The organism is Streptomyces sp. JNUCC 64 (genome assembly GCF_054484115.1).
This window is the reverse complement of record NZ_CM137015.1, coordinates 3,368,277-3,385,685: the sequence shown is the minus strand read 5'-3', so window position 1 is coordinate 3,385,685 and position 17,409 is coordinate 3,368,277. Positions and strand designations below refer to the sequence as shown.

The following is a 17,409-nucleotide window of genomic DNA, read 5'->3' as shown; positions in this document are numbered from 1 at the left end:
CGGACTCCGGCGGGCGCCCGCGCACCAGCGACGGGGTTCCCCACCCGCGACGGCGCGCGAGGACGTACGCTCCCGTCGGAAGCAACCGGAACCCGTAACGTGAGGCGGTCCGAGAACACATGGTCAGCACCGAGAGCGAGCGCAGGATCGCCGCCCGTTTCGCCACCTTCGACCAGGACGGCAACGGCTACATCGACCGCGAGGACTTCAGCTCCGCGGCCAAGAACCTGCTCGCCGAGTTCGGCACCACGGCCCGCTGCGACAAGGGCCAGGCCCTGTACCAGGGTGCCGAGGCGTTCTGGCAGGGCATGGCCGGGATCGCCGACCGCGACGGTGACCAGCGCATCACCCGGGACGAGTTCGTCCACGGCGCCGTCAAGCGGCTGCGCGACAACCCGGACCGGTTCGCGGAGATCGCCCGTCCGTTCCTGCAGGCCGCGCTGGCGGTGGCGGACGCCGACGCGGACGGGACGGCCACCGTCGAGCAGACCGCGCGGGTGCTGCGCTGCCTCGGGGTCGCGGAGGAACTGGCCGGACCGGCCGCCGCCGCGCTCGACGCCGACGCCGACGGGCGGGTGACCGAGACCGAGGTGGTCACCGCGTTCGCCCGGTACTTCACCGTCCCCGAGTAACCGCCCTCCCAGGGGCGCCCGGCCCCGGCGCGGATCCGTCCGCGCCGGGGCTCACACGTGTCCGTGACGGAGGGTCGGTCACCGAGCGGGGCCAACCGCGTGGTGGCGGAGGGGAGATGGTCACGCAGAGTGGGCGTCGGCTCGGCCGTCCGCCGGGTTTACCGGGTTGTGTCCTTCGCGTGACTCGTCACGCTGTGGTGCGGAGCCGTTACTCCGGTACCGTGTGAGGGATGCGAGCGCAGCTGAGGCCCAGCCATGCCGGTGTTGCCCCTGAGGCGACTCCGTGGCTGGTCACATGCCTGTCGACTCGCACAAAAAGCGGTCTGACGCCCGCTTGTTCGACTGTCCCCGATGAGCGTCGCACAGTATGCCGCACGCGTACTCCTTCGCGCTGGAATATGCCCGAAGCGCTTGTTGGGGTGACTGAACGTCAACCATGCTGTCTCGCAAGGGAATCACGTTCCGTGACCCCTGGGAGGCGCGAGGCGATGTGTCCGCCGGTTCGGATGGTGTGAGCGGTGCAGGTGCTTCAGGTTCAGCTGGAAGTCCGGCCAGACCCCGCGGAGGTGGGACGGGCCCGGAGGTGGGCGCGGTCCCGGCTCGCCGGTTCCGGCATAGCCGCGGACGAACCGGTGGCGGAGACCCTGATCCTGCTGGTCTCCGAACTGGTGACGAACGCGGTGGTCCACGCCGGATGCCCGGCCGTGCTGCGGCTGCTGCTGTCGGGCCGGGCCGAGGCGGCGCCCGCGACCGTCCGGGTGGAGGTCGCGGACTCCTGCGCCCGCCCGCCCCGCCCCCGGCGCGCCGAGGGCGACGAGACCGGCGGTCGCGGACTCGAACTCGTCGACGGGCTCGCCGACCGGTGGGGCTGGCAGCAGGAGGGGTCCGGCAAGCGGATCTGGTGCGAGGTCGACCGCACCGCCTCCCCCGCCCAGCCGTCCGGCGGCTACGGCTGCGCCTACGAGATCGCCTGACCGTCAGCCGTCAGCGTCCGTCTTTGCCGTCTCTCCCCCCGTCCGTGCCCGCTCCTCCGCTCTCCGTCGTCCGGCCGTTCGCCTCGTCCGTTGCTCCGTTGCTCCGTTGCTCCGTTGCTCCGTTGCTCCAGCGGTCCAGTGGTCCGGTGGTCCGTCCGGCGGTCTTCCGTCCAGTGCTTCCGTCCGGCCCCCGCCTGACCCGGTACCGGCTTCCCGCCGGGCCCGGCCAGGCGGGGGCCGGAGTTATCCACAGGGGTGGGGTCGCTCGTCGGCAAGGTTTTCCACAGGCCGGGGAGCGCTGTCAGCCGGGTTCGTTACCTTCGACGCATGAGTTATCGCGAGGTGCTCTCCCGTCGGGTGGTCGTCTGGGCCCTGGTGGCCGTGGGCGCCCGGCTGCCCGTGGCCATGGCCCCGCTCGCCCTCGTCTTCCTGGTCCGCGAGCGCCCCGGCGGCTACGCCCTCGGCGCCCTGCTCGCCGCCGTCTACGTGCTCGGTGAGATCGTCGGGGCGCCCCTGCTCGGGATGCGGCTGCGACCCGAGCGGGCCAGACCGCACCTCGCCGCCGGGATGCTGGCCGGTGCCCTCGGCTTCGCCGGGCTCGGCGCGCTGCCCGGCGCGCACCCCGTCCTCCTCGGCGCGCTCGCCTTCCTCGCGGGCGCGGGTCCGGCCGCCGGCGCGGGCGGACTGCGGGCCCTGCTGACCAGCCTGGTGCCGGAGCGGCTGGTCCCCCGGACGCTCTCCGTGGAATCGATGCTGAACAGCGTCATCTGGGCGCTGTCCCCGGCCGCCGTGGCCGCGCTCGCCCTCGGCGTCGAGCCCCGGCTGCCGCCGCTGCTCGCCGCGGTCCTGCTGGTGGCCGCGGCGGCCGGGCTCCGGCTGCTCCCGCCGGGCTGGTCCGCCGATCCGGCCGACCGCGACGGCGCCCCGGTGTTCCGGCTGCTGGTCCGGGTCTGGCCGGTGTACGTGATGGGCGCGGCCGGGCTGGCCCCGCTCGCCCTGGCCGAACTGGTGCTGCCCGCGCTGCTGGAGCACCGGGGCGTCGCCGTCGGCTGGTCCGGCCCGCTGCTCGCCGGGATGTCGCTGGGCGCCCTGGCCGGGGCCTACGCGTACGGGCTGCGCCGCTGGCCGGGGCGGTTGCCGACACAGGCGCTGGTGCTGCTGTGCGGGCTGATGGCCTCGGTGGTCGTCCTGGCACTGGTCCCGCACCCGGCGGCCCTGGCCACCGCCCTGGTCCTCGGTGGCGTCTTCCAGTCGGGCGCCCTGCTGGTGCGCAACCTCGCGCTGCGGGAGGCACTGCCGCCGAGCGCGGTGGCCGCCGGGTACTCCGTGATGTACGCGGTGGTGGGCGCCGGGTACGCGGCGGCGGGTTCCCTCGCGGGTGTCCTGCTGGAGGTCACCACCCCCTCCGGGGCGATCCTCGGCGGCGCCGCGCTGGTGGCGGTGCTGATCGTGGCGGCGGCGGTGGGGGAGAGACGGGTGCCCCTGGCGGGGTCCCCGGGCGGCGGCCGGACGGTCACCGCCGGGCCGGGCTCCGGGACGGCCGCCGCCGGATCGGCTCCCGGGGCGCTCGCGTCACCTCCCGGGGCCGCGGGGTCAGGTCCTGGGATCGCTGGACCAGGTACCGGGGGCGCCGGACTAGGTGCCGGGGCGGTCGCCGAGCGCGCGGAAGGTGCGCCGGTACGCGGTGGGGGTGACGCCGAGGGCCGACTGTAGGTGCTTGCGCATCGACTGCGCGGTGCCGAACCCGGCGTCGTCCGCCACCTGGTCGATGCCGAGGTCGCTGGACTCCAGCAACTGCCGTGCGCGCTGCACCCGCTGCTGGGTGAGCCACTGCCCGGGACTGATGCCGACCTCCTCGCGGAAGCGGCGGGTGAAGGTCCGCACCGACATGGACTCCCGGGCGGCGAGGTCCTTGAGCTGGAGCGGCTGGTGCAGCCGGGGCAGCGCCCAGGCCCGGGCGGTGGCCGTCGTCGAGATCCGGGGTTCGGGCACCGGGCGTTCGATGTACTGCGCCTGTCCGCCGTCGCGGTGCGGCGGGACGACGGTGCGGCGGGCCACGTCGTTGGCGACGGCGGTGCCGTGGTCCCGGCGCACCAGGTGCAGGCACAGGTCGATCCCGGCGGCGACCCCGGCGGAGGTGAGGACGTCGCCGTCGTCGACGAACAGCACGTCGGGGTCGACCCGGACCCGGGGGAAGAGCCGCTGGAAGTGTTCGGCGGAGGACCAGTGGGTGGTGGCCGGACGCCCGTCGAGCCAACCGGCGGCGGCCAGTACGTAGCCGCCCGTGCAGATGGCCACCAGCCGGGTGCCGGGGCGGATCAGGGCGAGGGCGGCGGCCAGCTCCCCGGGCAGCTCGTTCCGCTCGTGGGCGGGGCCCAGGTCATGGGCGGCGGGGATCACCACGGTGTCGGCGGTGGCCAGGGCCTCGGGACCGTTCGCCACCAGGATGGCGAAGTCGGCCTCGGCGCGGACCGGGCCCGGCGGCCGGATCGAACAGGTCACCACCTCGTACGGATGCCGGCCGTCGGCGGTGCGGGCGCCGCCCAGGATGCGGCGCGGGATGCCCAGCTCGAAGGGGATGACCCCGTCGAGGGCGAGCACCACCACCCGGTGCGGGCGCGGCGCGGTGTCGGTTCCCGTCCGGTCGGGTACGCCTTCTCGGCCCGGTACGCCTTCCCGGTCGGGCGCGCCGCCCCCGACGCTCTGGTCCCCGACGCTCCCGTCCCCGCCCCTCCTGTTCGTGGCGCGGCCCGTGGTGCCGTGCGGCGGGGCGTCGTCCGTGGCGTCGCCGGAGGGGCACGTACCGTCCGATGCCCTGACGGCGGGGGCCGTGACCCCGTCCGGGCGGGTGGCCCTGGGCGTCGGGTGCGGAGTGGGGGTCGCCCGGAGTGCCGTCCGGCGAGGGGCCGGAGCCGGGAGCCGTCCGGCGGCGCGGGTGCGGGACGGGGGGTGAGGGGCCATGCCCCGATCCTATGGCCCGATCCTAGCGACCACTGTCTTTCGGGCCACTCGTACGGCGGTACAGGTCGCCCGAAGCTGGTTCACGGGCCCGTGCGGGTCCGCGCGGGTCGGTGGGGGCAGGCCGCGCCGCTCCCGCGCCCCCGGCGGGGCGCTCCTGACGGGGACGCTGCCGTGGGCCCTGGTACAGGGCGCCCCGCAGGGGCGCGGGGAACTGCGCGGGACGGATGCCTAAGAACACATCTCTCTGTCGGGTTCGCCGGGTGGTTCCGGGGTGTGGGGTGTCTGCTGGCTGTGGGACCGGGCAGGTCGCCTTGGAGCGCGGCCGGGTGAGCGGGCCCGTGCTGGCAGGTCCTGAAGGTCTTCAGGCATCTGCCTGTGCTCCGCCGGTGTCTGCGGCTATGCGGCCCTTCACCCGGCGGCGGGCCGGGGATGTGCCGTGCGTGGTGGCCCCGCTCGCTCCCCCGGTGCCTGCCCCCGTGTCGGGATGTCCGGTGGCCCGGATCGGCGTAAACCTTCTCTACTTGTTCAAGGGCGGCGCTGCGCGCCGCCGCGCGGGTCGGCCCACGGCCGGGCTGCGCCCTCCGGCCGGTCCCGGCCAGGCCGCCCACGCCGGTTCAGCACCCTTGACCGGGAAGGGCCACCCGGGACAGACCGTTCACCCCAGAACGGCCACCCACACACGGGCAACCCGTTCCCACTCCGCTCCACCCCACGGACACAGAACCGTGTGCGGACCACCCACGCAGTCCCCAGCCGCCACGCCAGGCCCGCCAGGACCACAGACCGCCCATCCGCACACCGCCTTCCTCCGCCCTCACCGCACACCCGGACCCACCGACGCGGCCACCCGCCAGCCGCCGCACCCAAGCCCTCCATCAGACGGCCCGGCGCCTCCACCGCAGACCCGCCAGAGCGGAAGCAAGCCCCGGCGGCGTGTCCGGCGCCCGCTCTCCCGAGTGAGCGGCATCGCCGGGCGGTATACGTGACACCCCGTCACCCGGGTGCGGCTGGTACCCAAATCCTGTTGGACGGCAGCGGGGAGGGGAGGGGTGGGGGGCGTGGCCCACGGCGCCGTCCACCAGGCGCACGGGGAGCCGGGCACCGTACCCCCGCCGTCGCGGGGCCAAGGCCGGATAGGCGACCACCCGCCGACACGGGCCGAGGGGGAGCGGCAGCTGCCGCGCGACGGCCGAGGCCGGATAGCTGGTCAGCCGTGCGGGCATCACGGGGGCGAACCGTTTGACTACCGCAAGGGCCTTGCGCCCTGCCCTGACGGTATTGACGCGGCGTACCGTGGGTGCAGGAGGTGTACGCATGGCGCTGGATGAAGTACACGACCGCATCAGGAAGTTCCGGCGAGCAGCGGGCCTGAGCCAGGAAGGTCTAGCCGAGGCCGCTGGGCTGTCGGTGCACACTGTGGCCAAAGCGGAGCAAGGGCGAACCGTTCGGACCGCCACCCTGCACGCAATCGCGCGTGGCCTCAACGTGCCGACGAGCGCGCTTTTTGGTTCTGGCGCACCTAGGCCAGTTAAGGAAGAGGACTCCGCAAAGCGGGACTTGATTTCGCTCCGGTCCGTTCTCATGCCACCCGTCGGCATGAAGGGGGAGGTGATCTCCAATCCGGTGATCAATCCTGACGACATGACTGCCAGGAAACTTCGCCGAGAGGTAGAAGACGCTACCGCGCTGTATCGGGCTGACCGCTATCAGTCTGTTGCCGCCCGACTCCCCGGACTCGTCAAGAGCGCTCTTTCAGTGGTCGCCGCCGCCGAGGAGGAAGATCTAGTTGACGCTGTATCGGCCCACGCTCAAACCCTTTTCCTAACCGGAAAATACCTTACGCAAGTTAGGCAGTACGACATGGCCTACCATGCTTTTGCCGAGGGTATCCGCCGGGCGCGCGAGGTGGGGGCACAGCAAGTGATGGGCGTTGGCGTAGTGGGCACGTGCTGGCTACTGCTGCGCCAAGGCCGGTTCGATGAGTGCAGTGCGGTCGCTATAGCTACAGCCGAGGGCTTTGAGCCCAAGATGTCTGAGGTCGAAGCGAATCGGGTGGTCGTGTGGGGGGAGCTGTGGATGGCCGTAGCAGCGGCCAGCATTCGGGATAACCGGCCCGCCGACGCAAAGCACGCACGCAAGATGGTTGATCGCGCCGCCGCAGGGATGGCCCGAGAGGTTCACGATTTCCCCTCCCACTGGGGAAACTTCGGGCCTGTCACAGCGGCCATCAAGAAGCTCGAAGATCGGGCGATCGTTGGAGATGTGCGAGGCGTGTTGGCGCGCCTTAATGACGATGTGCTCAACCCTAAGGCTCTCAAAAAGGTTGGCATGCCATCCGGTTCCGATTGGGAGCGGCATAGGCTTGATGTCGCATCGGCGTACGCAGCCGTGGGCTCACACGTCGAAGCCACCGAGGAGCTGACGACCGCCATGACGTCGCGACCCGAGTGGATCAAGCATCAGACTCTGGCCCGAGAGATCATGGTTGACATTCTGGGGTCGCGAAAGCGCACTCTGACGCAGGAGATGCGCACCTTGGCCGCCCATCTGGAGGTGACCGGATAGCGGAACCCGTACGGAGCGTGCGAGTTTGAGCGCGAAGCGTTGCTGACTCGCACGTCACGCCTGTGGTCTGATGCATAGTCAGTCTCTACGGTCGTCGTGATCCCCAGCCTTGGAGAGAGCACGATGACCAAGTTCAGCGACGCGCTCAGGGCGCGTTGCGCAAGTCGGAACTTAGAAGCTAGGCACTCGCGACCGCCCGGGAAGAGGACGCCGGGCGTTGTGGTCGATCCGGTCCCCCTGTACATGGTGGGACGGCCGGATGGGCACACGTATGGCGCGCTGGCCGTGGCTGAGGGCCCGGTGGCCGGGAGTGGCCAATGTGCGCAAACGGTACTTGGGTCGTTCGCCAGCCCGTACCCGGGCCGGGTCCTCAGATGGTTGCGCGGACAGGCGTTGCGGATCGCGGACGGCCTTGATCCGGACCCGTCCGCGTGGATGAACCCGACGGTCCTGTTCCCGGCCCCGGACGCGCACCCCGAGGACGTCCCCACCACCCTCCGGGACTGGGCGCTGCGTGACGGTGTCCGGGACGAGGCGCGCCGTCTGCTTCTCGCCGGGGAACCGTTCGTGTTCCTCACCTCGGAGCACTCCGGGTCGTACGCCCTCACCGCGTGGCCGCTCGCTTCCGGGCCCGGCCTCCACTGGCCCGCTGGTGGGCAGGCATGACCGACGACCAGGCTCGGACCGACAGCCCCGCGCGGCTGGATGAGCTGCGTAGTGCGCTGGATGTGCTGGAGAAGTGGCCGGGTGCCGCTCACTGGCCCGATGTGCAGACCCTGGCGGGCCGGGCCGCGCCCCTGGTGTGGGAGGAACTGAAGGCCCAGGGGTTGTGGGATCAGTTGCCGTCCGCCGAGCGGGCGGCAATGTACTGGGTGCTGGCTACCGGCCGGAGTGTGAGCACGGGGTGGGCGCCGGAGGTCACGGACTGGCGGCCGGTCGTGGCGGGGCTGGTCCGTGAGTGCGCGTTCTTCGCCTTCTACTGCGAACCGCGGAATGTCGCCCGCTGGCCCGAAGCCGAAGGCCGCCTGAAGGAGGGCGAGCAGGCGGCGCAGGCGCTCGCCTGGTACCTCTCTCTCCGCCCCGTGTGGCGCGCCGAGGTGTTCCGGTTGCTGGAGGTCGGACACCGCGCCGAACGCGCCCCCGTCCTCGATGCGGAGCCCCCGTCGTTGTGGGGAACGCTGGGACTGGTCCAGCAGCGCTCAGGGAGTGGCGGCGAACCCGGGAACGTGCCCCGGCACGAGCGGGCGGCGGGTGCTCGTACGGCTGCCCTGCTCGCCGCGCTGCCCGAGGGCTGGCAGGTGGAGACCATGCGCCGCATCGCCCTCGGGCACGCCCCGCACCAGGCCGTCACCGGTGCAGTGCAGGCCATCGCCGCGCTGCCTCACTTCGGTATCGGCCTCCATCCCGCGCCCCCGCCCTGACCCACCGCCGCACGGCCCCGCTGCTCCGTCCCCGCCGGACTGTTGACCGCTTCCCCGCGCGATCACCGGCGGGGGCGGACTCCACGCGCGCGCCCGTAGACCTCCCCCTGCCCCGCTGTTTCTGTCGCCTGGCAGGGGGAGCACCACCCACCCAACTCCGACGACGAACCTTCTGGAAGGCGAACGACTGTGACGCTGGCCAACGAACCGCCCCCGGTCCGAGGGGTGTTCGCGGGGATCACCGCGCTGGAGCTGGAGATCACCGGCAGCTGCCCGCGCCACTGCGCGCACTGTGTGTTCGAGCCCCACCCCTGGTCGGCGCCCGGGACGATGACCCCTGGCGGCTGGCGGCGTGTGATCACCGACGCCGCCACGCTCGGCGTTCCGCACCTGCGGCTCATCGGTGGTGAACCGACCCTCCACCCGCACTGGACCAACTTTGCGGACCACGCGCTGTCGTCGGGGCTGACCGTCGAGCTGTACACCGACCTGATCCACGTCCACGACGGATGGTGGGACCTGCTCGCCCGGCCCGGCATCGGGGTGACCACCAGCTACCACAGCGACACCCCGAACCAGCACGAGTACCTCACCGGACACCCCAGCAGCCACAGAAACACCCGCCACAACATCCGCGAAGCCGTCCAACGCGGCGTCCGCGTCCGCGCCCGCATCACCGACACCTTCCCCGGCCAACGCGTCCACCAGGCCCACACCGACCTCACCAACCTGGACGTCACCCGCATCACCATCGACCGCCCATGGCCCCCGGGACGCGCCACCCCACCCGGCACCGGCGCCAACCTCGACGAAACCTACCCCCGCCACGCCCAGGGCCGCCTGACCGTCCACCCCAACGGCAACGTCACCGGTTGCGCGCTCACGCCCGACACCCCCACCGGCAACCTCCGCCGCACCCCACTGGCCGAACTCCTCAACGGCCACCACCGAGCCGTCCCCTGATCTTCCCCCCAACACACAAACGCCCCAGGCGGACCGGTCCTAAGCGGTCCGCCCGGGGCTCCGCCAACCAGCTTTAGGGAGCTGACCGACGTATGCGTGATCGTATCGCCCGTGCACTCGTATGGGTGCTCACCCGTCTGCCCCTGACCCGCCGCACCCGCCCCGGCCGCCACACCGCCGCCTACCTCACCCACCCCGAACCCGCACCCACGCCTGAACCGGCGGTGTCCCCGGCCCGGCACCGTCCCTGGACCGGCCCCAGCTCCGCGGAAGCGGCGGCGGTCTTCCGCGCCGAAGAGGCCCGGTACCTGCCGCCCCACCACCGCGAACGGTTCTACGCGGCGGCGTTCGCGGAACGCGGCTACGACTACCCGCCCGCGCGAGGCGTCCACCAGGCCCGCCCGGAGGCGACGGTATGACCCGCGACGCACTCATAGACGGCCCGCCCGCTCCCTCCGGCGCCCGCTGCTGCGTCTGCGGCCACTGGACCACCGCCCCCGTGGAGATCGGCTACAGCAGCCGGAGCGGCACCGGCTACATCACCCACCACGTCTGCCCCCGCGACATCAACGGGGGCCAGTGCACCACCAACCACCAGGCAGCCACACGCTAAACCCGCAGGCAGAGACCCCCGTCCGGCCCAGCACCAGGCGGGGGTCACACACGTCCAGCCAATATGTTGTTTGACATCTGTCCTGCGCGAGGAACCACGATGGAGCTGAGGAAGGCAACGCACCGTCCGAGACGGAACCCAAGGGGCCCCAGGCGGCTCCCCGAGCAGCCGAAAGCGCTGAAAGCGCCGAAAGCGCCGAAAGCGCCGGAAACGCCCGGATCGCCGAGGCGACCGGGGCGACCGGGGCGACCGGGGCGGCCGGGGCGGATCCACCGGGCGTGGTTCGTCGCCGCCGTGGCGTTCGTGACGGTGGTCGGCGCGGCGTCCTTCGCCTCCCTGCCGAGGCTGCTGTTCGACCCGTTGGAGGAGGAGTTCGGCTGGTCGCGGGGGACGGTCGGCTTCGCGGTCTCCGTGAACCTCGCCGTGTACGGGCTGACGGCCCCGTTCGCGGCGGCGCTGATGGACCGCTTCGGTCTGCGACGGGTGGTCGCCTCCGGGCTGACGGTGATCGGGGCCGGGGCGGGCGCCACCGTGTGGATGACCGAACCGTGGCAGCTCGTCCTCTGCTGGGGCCTGCTCGCCGGGGGCGGCGCGGGCACCATGGCGCTGGCGTTCGCCGCGACCGTGGTCAACCGCTGGTTCGTGGCACGGCGCGGACTGGTGACCGGGTTCCTCACCGCGGCCGCCGCCTCCGGCCAACTGGTCTTCCTGCCGGTGCTGTCCTGGGTGGTGGAGCGGCACGACTGGCGCCCGGCCGCGCTGACGGTCGCCTGCGCGGCGTTCCTCGTGGTGCCGTTCGTCCTGCTGCTGCTCCGCGACCACCCCGCCGACGCGGGGCTGGCGCCGTACGGGGCGAAGGAGTTCGTCCCCAAGCCGGGGCCCGTGACCGGGGCCGCCCGGCGGACGGTGAACGCGCTGCTGTCGGCGGCCCGCACCGGGCCGTTCTGGCTGCTCGCCGGGTCCTTCGCGATCTGCGGGGCGTCCACCAACGGGCTGATCGGCACCCACTTCGTGCCCGCCGGTCACGACCACGGCATGCCGGTCACCGCCGCGGCCTCGCTGCTCGCGCTCATCGGCGTCTTCGACGTGATCGGCACCGTCTTCTCCGGCTGGCTCACCGACCGCTACGAGGCCCGTCGGCTGCTCGCCGTCTACTACTCCCTGCGCGGGGTGTCACTGCTGTTCCTGCCGATGCTGCTGGCGCCCGAGGTGCGCCCGCCGATGCTGTTCTTCGTCGTCTTCTACGGGCTGGACTGGGTCGCCACGGTGCCGCCGACGATCGCGCTGTGCCGGGAGCACTACGGGGACGACAGCGCGATCGTGTTCGGCTGGATCCTCGCGTCGCACCAGATCGGCGCCGCGGTGATCGCCTTCGCGGGCGGGGTCGCCCGGGACGTCTTCGGCTCGTACGACGTGGTCTGGTACGCGGCGGGCGCGCTGTGCGCGGTGGCGACGCTGATGGTGCTGGTGATCCGCCGGGTGCCCGCCGTGCCGTCCCCGGCCCCCGGCACCGCTGGCGTCGGCGTCGGCAGCGGTACCGGGAACGGTGACGGGACCGGGCCCGGGAGTCCCGGTCCCGTCGCCGGTGGTGCCGCCGTCGGCGGTACGCGGACCGGCTGAGGGACCGGCGGGCCCGTACGGGGGGCGGGCCCGCCCGTACGGGTCGCACGGGTCCGGTGCGGCCCGTGCGACCCGTGGTGCGCACGGGCCGGGCCGTTCCCTGGGGGACGACCTAGACTTGCGGCACAGGGGCAGGCGCCGGGCCGCCCGCCACGGCCGTCCGCCGGGGGCACCCGGACCTCCGGACGGCACCGTCGCCGCCGGGCGCCGGGGCACGCGCGACCGGGCCCGCCCCCGCACCACGCACGGCCCAGGACGACGAACGGAACACCATGGCCCTGTCGATCACCAAGACGCACGGCAGTCTCAATGACATCCTGGTCATCGACGGCGCCCCCACCGACCACTTCGCCGGGGCCGACGTCGAGCGGGCCGTGCGGCTGCTCTGCGACCGGGAGCGCGGGCTCGGCGCCGACGGCGTCTACTTCGTCGCCGACGACGGCGACGGCGGCGCCCGGGCGTACTTCTACAACCCCGACGGCTCGGCGTCCCTGCTCTGCGGCAACGGGATGCGCGGTGCGGGACGGCTGCTGCTCGACCGTCACCAGGCCGAGTCGGTGGTGCTGCGCACCGGCCCCTACGCCTTCACCGTCCGGGACGCCGGGACCACGGAGCACGGGGTGCGCCGGGTGTCGGTCGAACTGCCCCCGGTGGACTTCGCCCCGGCGGAGCCGATCGTCGCCGGGTCGGCCGGGCGGCCGGTGGTGGACGCGACGCTCGCCGCGTACCACCCGGACCGCCGGGTCTCAGTGGTCGCCGTGCCGAACTCGCACCTGATCAGCGTGCTCGGCGGGGACCGGGAGACCGGGCCCGGCGCGTACGACGCCTATGACGAGGCCGAGCTGATCGAGACCGGCGGCCGGGTCGCCACGGCCGTCGACACCTTCCCGATCGGCGGCAACGTCTCCTTCGTGCGCCCCCTGACGGAGAACGAGGTCTTCGTGCGCACCTTCGAGCGCGGCGCGGGGCTCACCCCCTCGTGCGGCTCGGGGGTGGCCGCGTCCCGGGCGGTGCTCTCCCGGCTCGGTCTGGTGGACCCCGGGGAGCCGGTCGTCGTCCGCAACCCGGGCGGGGTGGCCCGCAGTTGGATGCGGGTCGAGGGCGACCGCTGGCAGCCGGTGCTGGAGGGCAACGCGACCAACGTGTACGCCGTCGAACTGGACCCGGCGGCACTGCTGGGGGACGGGCCCGTCCGCTACGAGAGCGTCCCGTTCACGGAGGAGAACCACGCCTTCGCCGCGTTCAACGCGCAGAACCTCGCCGAGCTGAAGGAAGCGGGCGTCGAGACCACGTTGCAGGCCCCGTCCGGCCTCTGACCCCGTCCGGCCTCTGACCCCGGCCGCTTGGCCTCCGGCCGCCTGGTACCGGCCTGGGGGCAGGTACCTGCCCCCAGGCCGGTAGTACCTGCCCCTCGGCCGGTACCTGACCCCGCTGACCGGTACCTGACCCCGGAGGTCCGGTGTCCGTCCGGTCGGCGGGGCGAGTGGGCGGGCCGCCGCGACCGGCCGTCCGCCCCGCAGGGCGGGACGGGGGCCGGTCGCGGCGGCCCGGTGGATCAGCGTCCGCCAAACGGGGCGCGCGGCCCCGGGGCCGCCGGTCCGGTGACCGGAGCGGCGGAGCGGGCGGCGGCGGCCGGGGCCGGGTCGTTCGCGCAGGTCACGTTGCCCTTGGGCAGCGTGCCGGTGGCGAGGTACCGGTTGGCGTACTCCTCGGCGCAGGAGCCGCTGGCGTAGACCCCGTGGCCCTCGCCCTCCTCGACCTCCACCAGCCGGGAGCCCTTCAGCGCCCGGTTCAGCGCGCGGGCGGCGACCAGCGGCGTCTGGGAGTCCCACTCGTTCTGGATGATCAGCGCGGGCACCCGGTTGCCGATCCGGGTGGCGGGCTCGACCGGACGGTCCCAGAAGGCGCACGGCACGATGTTCGAGATCGAGTCACCGAAGAACGGGTACCGCGCGGAGTCCCGTCGGCTGTCGGCGCGGTAGGTCTCCACATCGGTGGGCCAGCTGACGTCACCGCAGGTCACGGCCACGTACGAGGCCAGCTCGTTGTCGTTCGGCACATACGGAGGCTGGGGCTCGACGGGCAGGCCCGCGGCGGCGTCCCGCAACTTCGTCAGGAACGCGGCGCCCAGCGCGGGGCGGTACATGTCCCAGCGCATCCAGTCCCGTATCTCGTGGCCCGTGTACGGGTGCCCGCCCAGGTCGATGGGGGTGCGGTCGGCACGCTCCACCAGGTCCCAGAAGAGCCGCGAGACCTCGGCGGGGGTGTCCCCGAGTCCGTACCGCGCCGAGCGCTCGGCGGTCCACTTCGCCCAGCGGTCGAAGGCGGGCTCCGCCTCGGAACCCCAGAACTGGACCATGCCCCGCCACGCCTTGCGGGGGTCGACCGCGCTGTCCAGCACCACGCGGTCGGTGCGGCGCGGGTACATCTGCGTGTACACGGAGCCCAGGTACGTCCCGTAGGACATCCCGTAGTACGAGATCTTCCGCTCGCCGAGCGCGGCGCGCAGCCGGTCCATGTCACGGGCGGTGTTGCGGGTGGTGTAGTGCTTGATGTCCGGGGCGTTCGCCCGGCACTTGGCGGCGATGTCGCGGGCCCAGTCGACGTCCTTGGCGAAGGTGTCCTCCCGGTAGGGCCGGAAGGTCAGCCGCTCGGCGCGGGTGGTGGTGCCGCAGGCCAGCGGGGCGCTGGCGCCGACCCCGCGCGGATCGAAGCCGATGAGGTCGTACTGGTCGGTGACCGAGCGCGGCGTGTTCCGCGTCACCCAGCCCGGGTAGAACAGCCCGGAGCCGCCGGGGCCGCCGGGGTTGAACAGCAGCGCGCCGCGCCGCTTGGACGGGTCGGTGGCCTTGATCCGGGAGACGGCGATCCCGATCGTCCGCCCCTCCGGCTTCCGGTAGTCCACCGGGACCGTGAGCGTCGCGCACTCGACGACCGAGGTCGGGTCGGGGTCGCACCGCTCCCAGGCCAGCCGCTGGACCGGGGTGCCGGCGGGGGCGGCCGCGGGGGCGGCGGCCGTCGCCGGGACGGCGGAGAGCAGCGGGGCGAGCGTCGCGGCGACGCCCAGGGCGATCAGGGGGGTTCTGCGTCTCAGGCTCAAGCGCATGGGGTGCCTTCGTGGTAGCCGGAACGGGAAGGGCACTGCTCGAAGGCCCGGAGGGACGGACCGTGGGGTTGTCGCGGACAGGCTAACGGCAGTTGGCCGAAAGGGAGTTGTCCTGACGGGAAATCCCTCCCGGCCGCCGGTTCGGCGGCCGGGGGCGGCAGGGGGCTGGAGGGTCGCTCCCTTCCGCCCCCCGGGTTCCGGGAGGGTCTTCGCGTTGCCACTCGGTTCTGTGATCAAGTTCCTTGAGTGTAAGGGGACTTGATCTCCTTTCAAGAGGGCCGGGAGGTCCGTTCGCGACGCCGTCCGGTCCCACTCCTCCGGACGTCGTCGAGCCGGTACAGATCAACCCATTGACGGTCCGTCAGTTGTTTGGGCAGGGCGTCGGAGGGGATCCCGTGGCGACGGGCCCAGTCCCGTACCGCGCGGGGGGAGGAGCCGGGCCGGACGGTGGTGACGATCCGCTCGACGCCCCGGCCCCGTCCGGTGAACACCCGTCGGACGAAGTCCTGGTAGCCGGGCCGGTCGGCGGTCGGCAGCAGCGGGCGGGGGCGCCGGGTGACGGTCAGCAGACCGCCGTCGACGCCCGGCCGGGGCCGGAACGCGGCCGCCGGGACCCGTTGGACGAGCCGGAACGCGTACCAGGGCCACCACTGCGCGGTCATCATCGTCGCCCCGCCGACCCCGGCCCGCCGCCGGGCCACCTCCCACTGCGTCAGCAGCACCGCGTCCGTCCAGTGGGGGGAGTCGAGGACGTGGCGCAGCATCGCGGTGGTGGCGTGGAAGGGGAGGTTGCCGACCAGGACGTGCGGGGCGGCGGGGGCGCGGTGGCGCAGGAAGTCCGCGTGGACGAGGGTGGTCGCCGGACCGGTGCGGCGGCGCAGCCGGGCCACCCGCCGGGGGTCGATCTCGACGCCGGTCAGCGGTCGTCCCAGCGCCTGGAGCGGCAGGGTGAGGGCGCCGTCCCCGGTGCCGATCTCCAGGACGGGCCCCTCGGTCCGGGCCACGAGGTCCACCACGGCGCGGATCACCGCCCGGTCGACGAGGAAGTTCTGCCCCAGCTCGTGACGTCCACCGGGGGCGGGGGGTTCCGGGGCGTAGGGGGTGTGTGGGGCGGTGGCGTGGTCCGGGGCGTACGGGGCGGGGGCGCGGTCCGGGACGGGCGGGGTGGGTGCCTGGCCCCGGGCGGTGGTCCGTGTGCGGCGGGTGGGATGTCCGGGATGGGCGGGACGGGCGGGACGGCGGTGCTCGGGCTGGTGGTCGCGCTCGTGCTGGGGCATGGGTGGGTGCTCCACGGCTTCGGAGGGAGCCGGGCAGCGCTGGGGGCCGCCCGGCGGGACGCTCGAAGCGGCGGTACGACTCGATGACCGGCGGCGGCGCGGACCGTCCGGCCCCGTGCGGGGCGTTCGTTCCTGGACGGTGGGCGCGGGCCGGGGTGAGGTCCGCCGCTAAGCGCGGCGGGTACGGGTCGCGGCGGAGGCGGAGCAGGAGATTCCACACATGGGGCCGAGTGTAGGGAGCGCGGTGCGCGGGGGCATCCGGTTTTCCGGGGCACCCAGAGGCCCACCGGGGTTCCACGGAGGCGCGGTTGAGTACGAGCGCTCATACCGGTCGGACGGGCGCCGCCGGAGGGTGGAGGCATGACACGAACCGCCATGAGGAACAGCACCGTCCGTCGTTCACTCCGCCGCCGGCGGCTCGCCGTCGCGGTGGCGGCCCTGGCCACGATGACCCTCGCCGCCTGCGGCACCGGCACCGACGCCAAGGGCGCCCCGGACCGGTCCGCCGCCACGGGAGGCACCGACGGGGGTGTGGTGCGGGCGGCGGCCACCGCCCCGGAGCCCGGGACGGTCCCCGACGAGGAGGTCGGGTTCCTCTTCCTGCTGGAGCGGGTCGGCCGACCTTGCGCGCCGGACCCCGAACCGCATCTGGAGAGCGGCCCCGGCGCGGCCGAGCCGGACGGGGAGGGCAGGCGGGGCGGTCCCGCGACGCCCAAGGGAGAGGGGCCGCTGCCGGTCCCCGCCGACCCGCCGGCTGACAAGCCCGCGAAGCCCGGCCCCCACACCCCGTACGAAGAGCGGAAGCTGAACCGGGCGGAGCGGTGCGAGGGCCGTCTGCACGCCGAGCGGATCACCCGGGTGCTCGACGCGCTGGACGACCCCACCCCCGCCCGGGTCGGGAAGGCGCTGGACGAACTCGGCTACCCGGACGGGCGCGTCCACGGTCTGAAGCGGTCCGGTGGGCCCGACGCACTGGACCCGCCGGGCGCGCCCGGCGGGTCCGGCAGGCCCGGCGGTCCGGTCCGGTTCTTCCTCGATCTGCGGATGATGGGGGGCTCGCTCGCGCTGGAGGGCACGGTGAGCGACGGGAAGACCGCCGTCGAGCCGTTCGCCGTGGCCGAGGTGGGCCCGTTCGCCCCGGAGGACCGGGAGGACCGGGAGGCCCGGGAGCGGTGACCGGGGGTCCGGTGGCCGTCCCTACCCGGCCGGACGGCCACCGGGCCGCTGGTCGACGACGATCCGTGAGAGACGGCCCAGCCGGCCGCCGGGCCGGGCGT

The 17,409-nt window shown here is 73.4% G+C and carries 15 protein-coding genes; 12 read left to right on the top strand and 3 right to left on the bottom strand.

The features are described 5' to 3' along the window. Positions 1 to 119 precede the first annotated feature (119 nt). The 3 genes from ACVWNX_RS13705 to ACVWNX_RS13695 all read left to right on the top strand — a co-directional run bounded on the left by ACVWNX_RS13705 (position 120) and on the right by ACVWNX_RS13695 (position 3,319). Entirely contained in the window at positions 120 to 632 is a 513-nt protein-coding gene (locus ACVWNX_RS13705; protein ID WP_454414197.1) for an EF-hand domain-containing protein, read from the top strand. A gap of 518 nt (positions 633 to 1,150) precedes the next feature. Continuing rightward, positions 1,151 to 1,606: an ATP-binding protein gene (locus ACVWNX_RS13700; RefSeq protein WP_454414196.1), complete on the top strand. Its 456-nt coding sequence runs from the start codon at positions 1,151 to 1,153 to the stop codon at positions 1,604 to 1,606. A gap of 327 nt (positions 1,607 to 1,933) precedes the next feature. After that, positions 1,934 to 3,319 carry an MFS transporter gene (locus tag ACVWNX_RS13695; RefSeq protein ID WP_454414195.1) on the top strand — a complete coding sequence of 462 codons (1,386 nt, stop codon included), beginning with the start codon at positions 1,934 to 1,936 and terminating at the stop codon, positions 3,317 to 3,319. On the opposite strand, the gene ACVWNX_RS13690 is transcribed toward ACVWNX_RS13695, so the two are convergent. Next, positions 3,242 to 4,213, bottom strand: a complete 972-nt coding sequence (locus ACVWNX_RS13690) for a GlxA family transcriptional regulator (protein ID WP_454414760.1) — start codon at positions 4,211 to 4,213, stop codon at positions 3,242 to 3,244. The two genes, ACVWNX_RS13695 and ACVWNX_RS13690, sit on opposite strands and share 78 nt — an antisense overlap. A 1,668-nt stretch (positions 4,214 to 5,881) precedes the next feature. Here ACVWNX_RS13690 and ACVWNX_RS13685 point away from each other — a divergent pair. From ACVWNX_RS13685 to dapF, 8 genes are all read left to right on the top strand, one after another. Continuing rightward, positions 5,882 to 7,132 carry a helix-turn-helix domain-containing protein gene (locus ACVWNX_RS13685; protein WP_454414194.1) on the top strand — a complete coding sequence of 417 codons (1,251 nt, stop codon included), beginning with the start codon at positions 5,882 to 5,884 and terminating at the stop codon, positions 7,130 to 7,132. A 435-nt stretch (positions 7,133 to 7,567) separates the two neighbouring features. Continuing rightward, complete coding sequence (locus ACVWNX_RS13680) at positions 7,568 to 7,798, top strand: hypothetical protein (RefSeq protein ID WP_454414193.1); 231 nt, start codon at positions 7,568 to 7,570, stop codon at positions 7,796 to 7,798. Continuing rightward, complete coding sequence (locus ACVWNX_RS13675) at positions 7,795 to 8,553, top strand: hypothetical protein (protein ID WP_454414192.1); 759 nt, start codon at positions 7,795 to 7,797, stop codon at positions 8,551 to 8,553. The genes ACVWNX_RS13680 and ACVWNX_RS13675 overlap by 4 nt, the downstream gene beginning before the upstream one ends. Positions 8,554 to 8,742: 189 nt before the next feature. Beyond that, positions 8,743 to 9,516: a radical SAM protein gene (locus ACVWNX_RS13670; RefSeq protein WP_454414191.1), complete on the top strand. Its 774-nt coding sequence runs from the start codon at positions 8,743 to 8,745 to the stop codon at positions 9,514 to 9,516. A gap of 92 nt (positions 9,517 to 9,608) precedes the next feature. Then, a complete protein-coding gene (locus ACVWNX_RS13665; protein WP_454414190.1) occupies positions 9,609 to 9,935 on the top strand; it encodes a hypothetical protein in 327 nt (108 codons plus the stop codon). Then, positions 9,932 to 10,129 carry a hypothetical protein gene (locus ACVWNX_RS13660; protein WP_454414189.1) on the top strand — a complete coding sequence of 66 codons (198 nt, stop codon included), beginning with the start codon at positions 9,932 to 9,934 and terminating at the stop codon, positions 10,127 to 10,129. The genes ACVWNX_RS13665 and ACVWNX_RS13660 overlap by 4 nt, the downstream gene beginning before the upstream one ends. 267 nt (positions 10,130 to 10,396) lie before the next feature. Continuing rightward, positions 10,397 to 11,749, top strand: coding sequence for an MFS transporter (locus ACVWNX_RS13655; RefSeq protein ID WP_454414759.1), 1,353 nt, complete (start codon positions 10,397 to 10,399; stop codon positions 11,747 to 11,749). A 272-nt stretch (positions 11,750 to 12,021) separates the two neighbouring features. After that, positions 12,022 to 13,065, top strand: coding sequence for a diaminopimelate epimerase (gene dapF, locus ACVWNX_RS13650; protein WP_454414188.1), 1,044 nt, complete (start codon positions 12,022 to 12,024; stop codon positions 13,063 to 13,065). A gap of 239 nt (positions 13,066 to 13,304) precedes the next feature. Here the strand turns inward: dapF and ACVWNX_RS13645 are convergent, their stop codons facing one another. Both ACVWNX_RS13645 and erm read right to left on the bottom strand, forming a co-directional pair. Continuing rightward, a complete protein-coding gene (locus tag ACVWNX_RS13645; RefSeq protein WP_454414187.1) occupies positions 13,305 to 14,855 on the bottom strand; it encodes an alpha/beta hydrolase in 1,551 nt (516 codons plus the stop codon). Positions 14,856 to 15,124: 269 nt separating this feature from the next. Further along, on the bottom strand, positions 15,125 to 15,913 hold the full coding sequence (gene erm, locus ACVWNX_RS13640) for a 23S ribosomal RNA methyltransferase Erm (protein ID WP_454414758.1): 789 nt from the start codon (positions 15,911 to 15,913) through the stop codon (positions 15,125 to 15,127). A 594-nt stretch (positions 15,914 to 16,507) separates the two neighbouring features. Here erm and ACVWNX_RS13635 point away from each other — a divergent pair. Beyond that, positions 16,508 to 17,308, top strand: a complete 801-nt coding sequence (locus ACVWNX_RS13635; RefSeq protein WP_454414186.1) for a hypothetical protein — start codon at positions 16,508 to 16,510, stop codon at positions 17,306 to 17,308. Positions 17,309 to 17,409 lie beyond the last annotated feature (101 nt).

Bases quoted from the DNA above. Each gene is read 5' to 3' on its own strand.
- ACVWNX_RS13705 (WP_454414197.1), top strand. From the start codon at position 120: ATGGTCAGCACCGAGAGCGAGCGCAGGATCGCCGCCCGTTTCGCCACC.
- ACVWNX_RS13695 (WP_454414195.1), top strand. From the start codon at position 1,934: ATGAGTTATCGCGAGGTGCTCTCCCGTCGGGTGGTCGTCTGGGCCCTG.
- ACVWNX_RS13685 (WP_454414194.1), top strand. From the start codon at position 5,882: ATGGCGCTGGATGAAGTACACGACCGCATCAGGAAGTTCCGGCGAGCA.
- ACVWNX_RS13680 (WP_454414193.1), top strand. From the start codon at position 7,568: ATGAACCCGACGGTCCTGTTCCCGGCCCCGGACGCGCACCCCGAGGAC.
- ACVWNX_RS13675 (WP_454414192.1), top strand. From the start codon at position 7,795: ATGACCGACGACCAGGCTCGGACCGACAGCCCCGCGCGGCTGGATGAG.
- ACVWNX_RS13665 (WP_454414190.1), top strand. From the start codon at position 9,609: ATGCGTGATCGTATCGCCCGTGCACTCGTATGGGTGCTCACCCGTCTG.
- ACVWNX_RS13660 (WP_454414189.1), top strand. From the start codon at position 9,932: ATGACCCGCGACGCACTCATAGACGGCCCGCCCGCTCCCTCCGGCGCC.
- dapF (WP_454414188.1), top strand. From the start codon at position 12,022: ATGGCCCTGTCGATCACCAAGACGCACGGCAGTCTCAATGACATCCTG.
- ACVWNX_RS13645 (WP_454414187.1), bottom strand. From the start codon at position 14,855: ATGCGCTTGAGCCTGAGACGCAGAACCCCCCTGATCGCCCTGGGCGTC.
- ACVWNX_RS13635 (WP_454414186.1), top strand. From the start codon at position 16,508: ATGAGGAACAGCACCGTCCGTCGTTCACTCCGCCGCCGGCGGCTCGCC.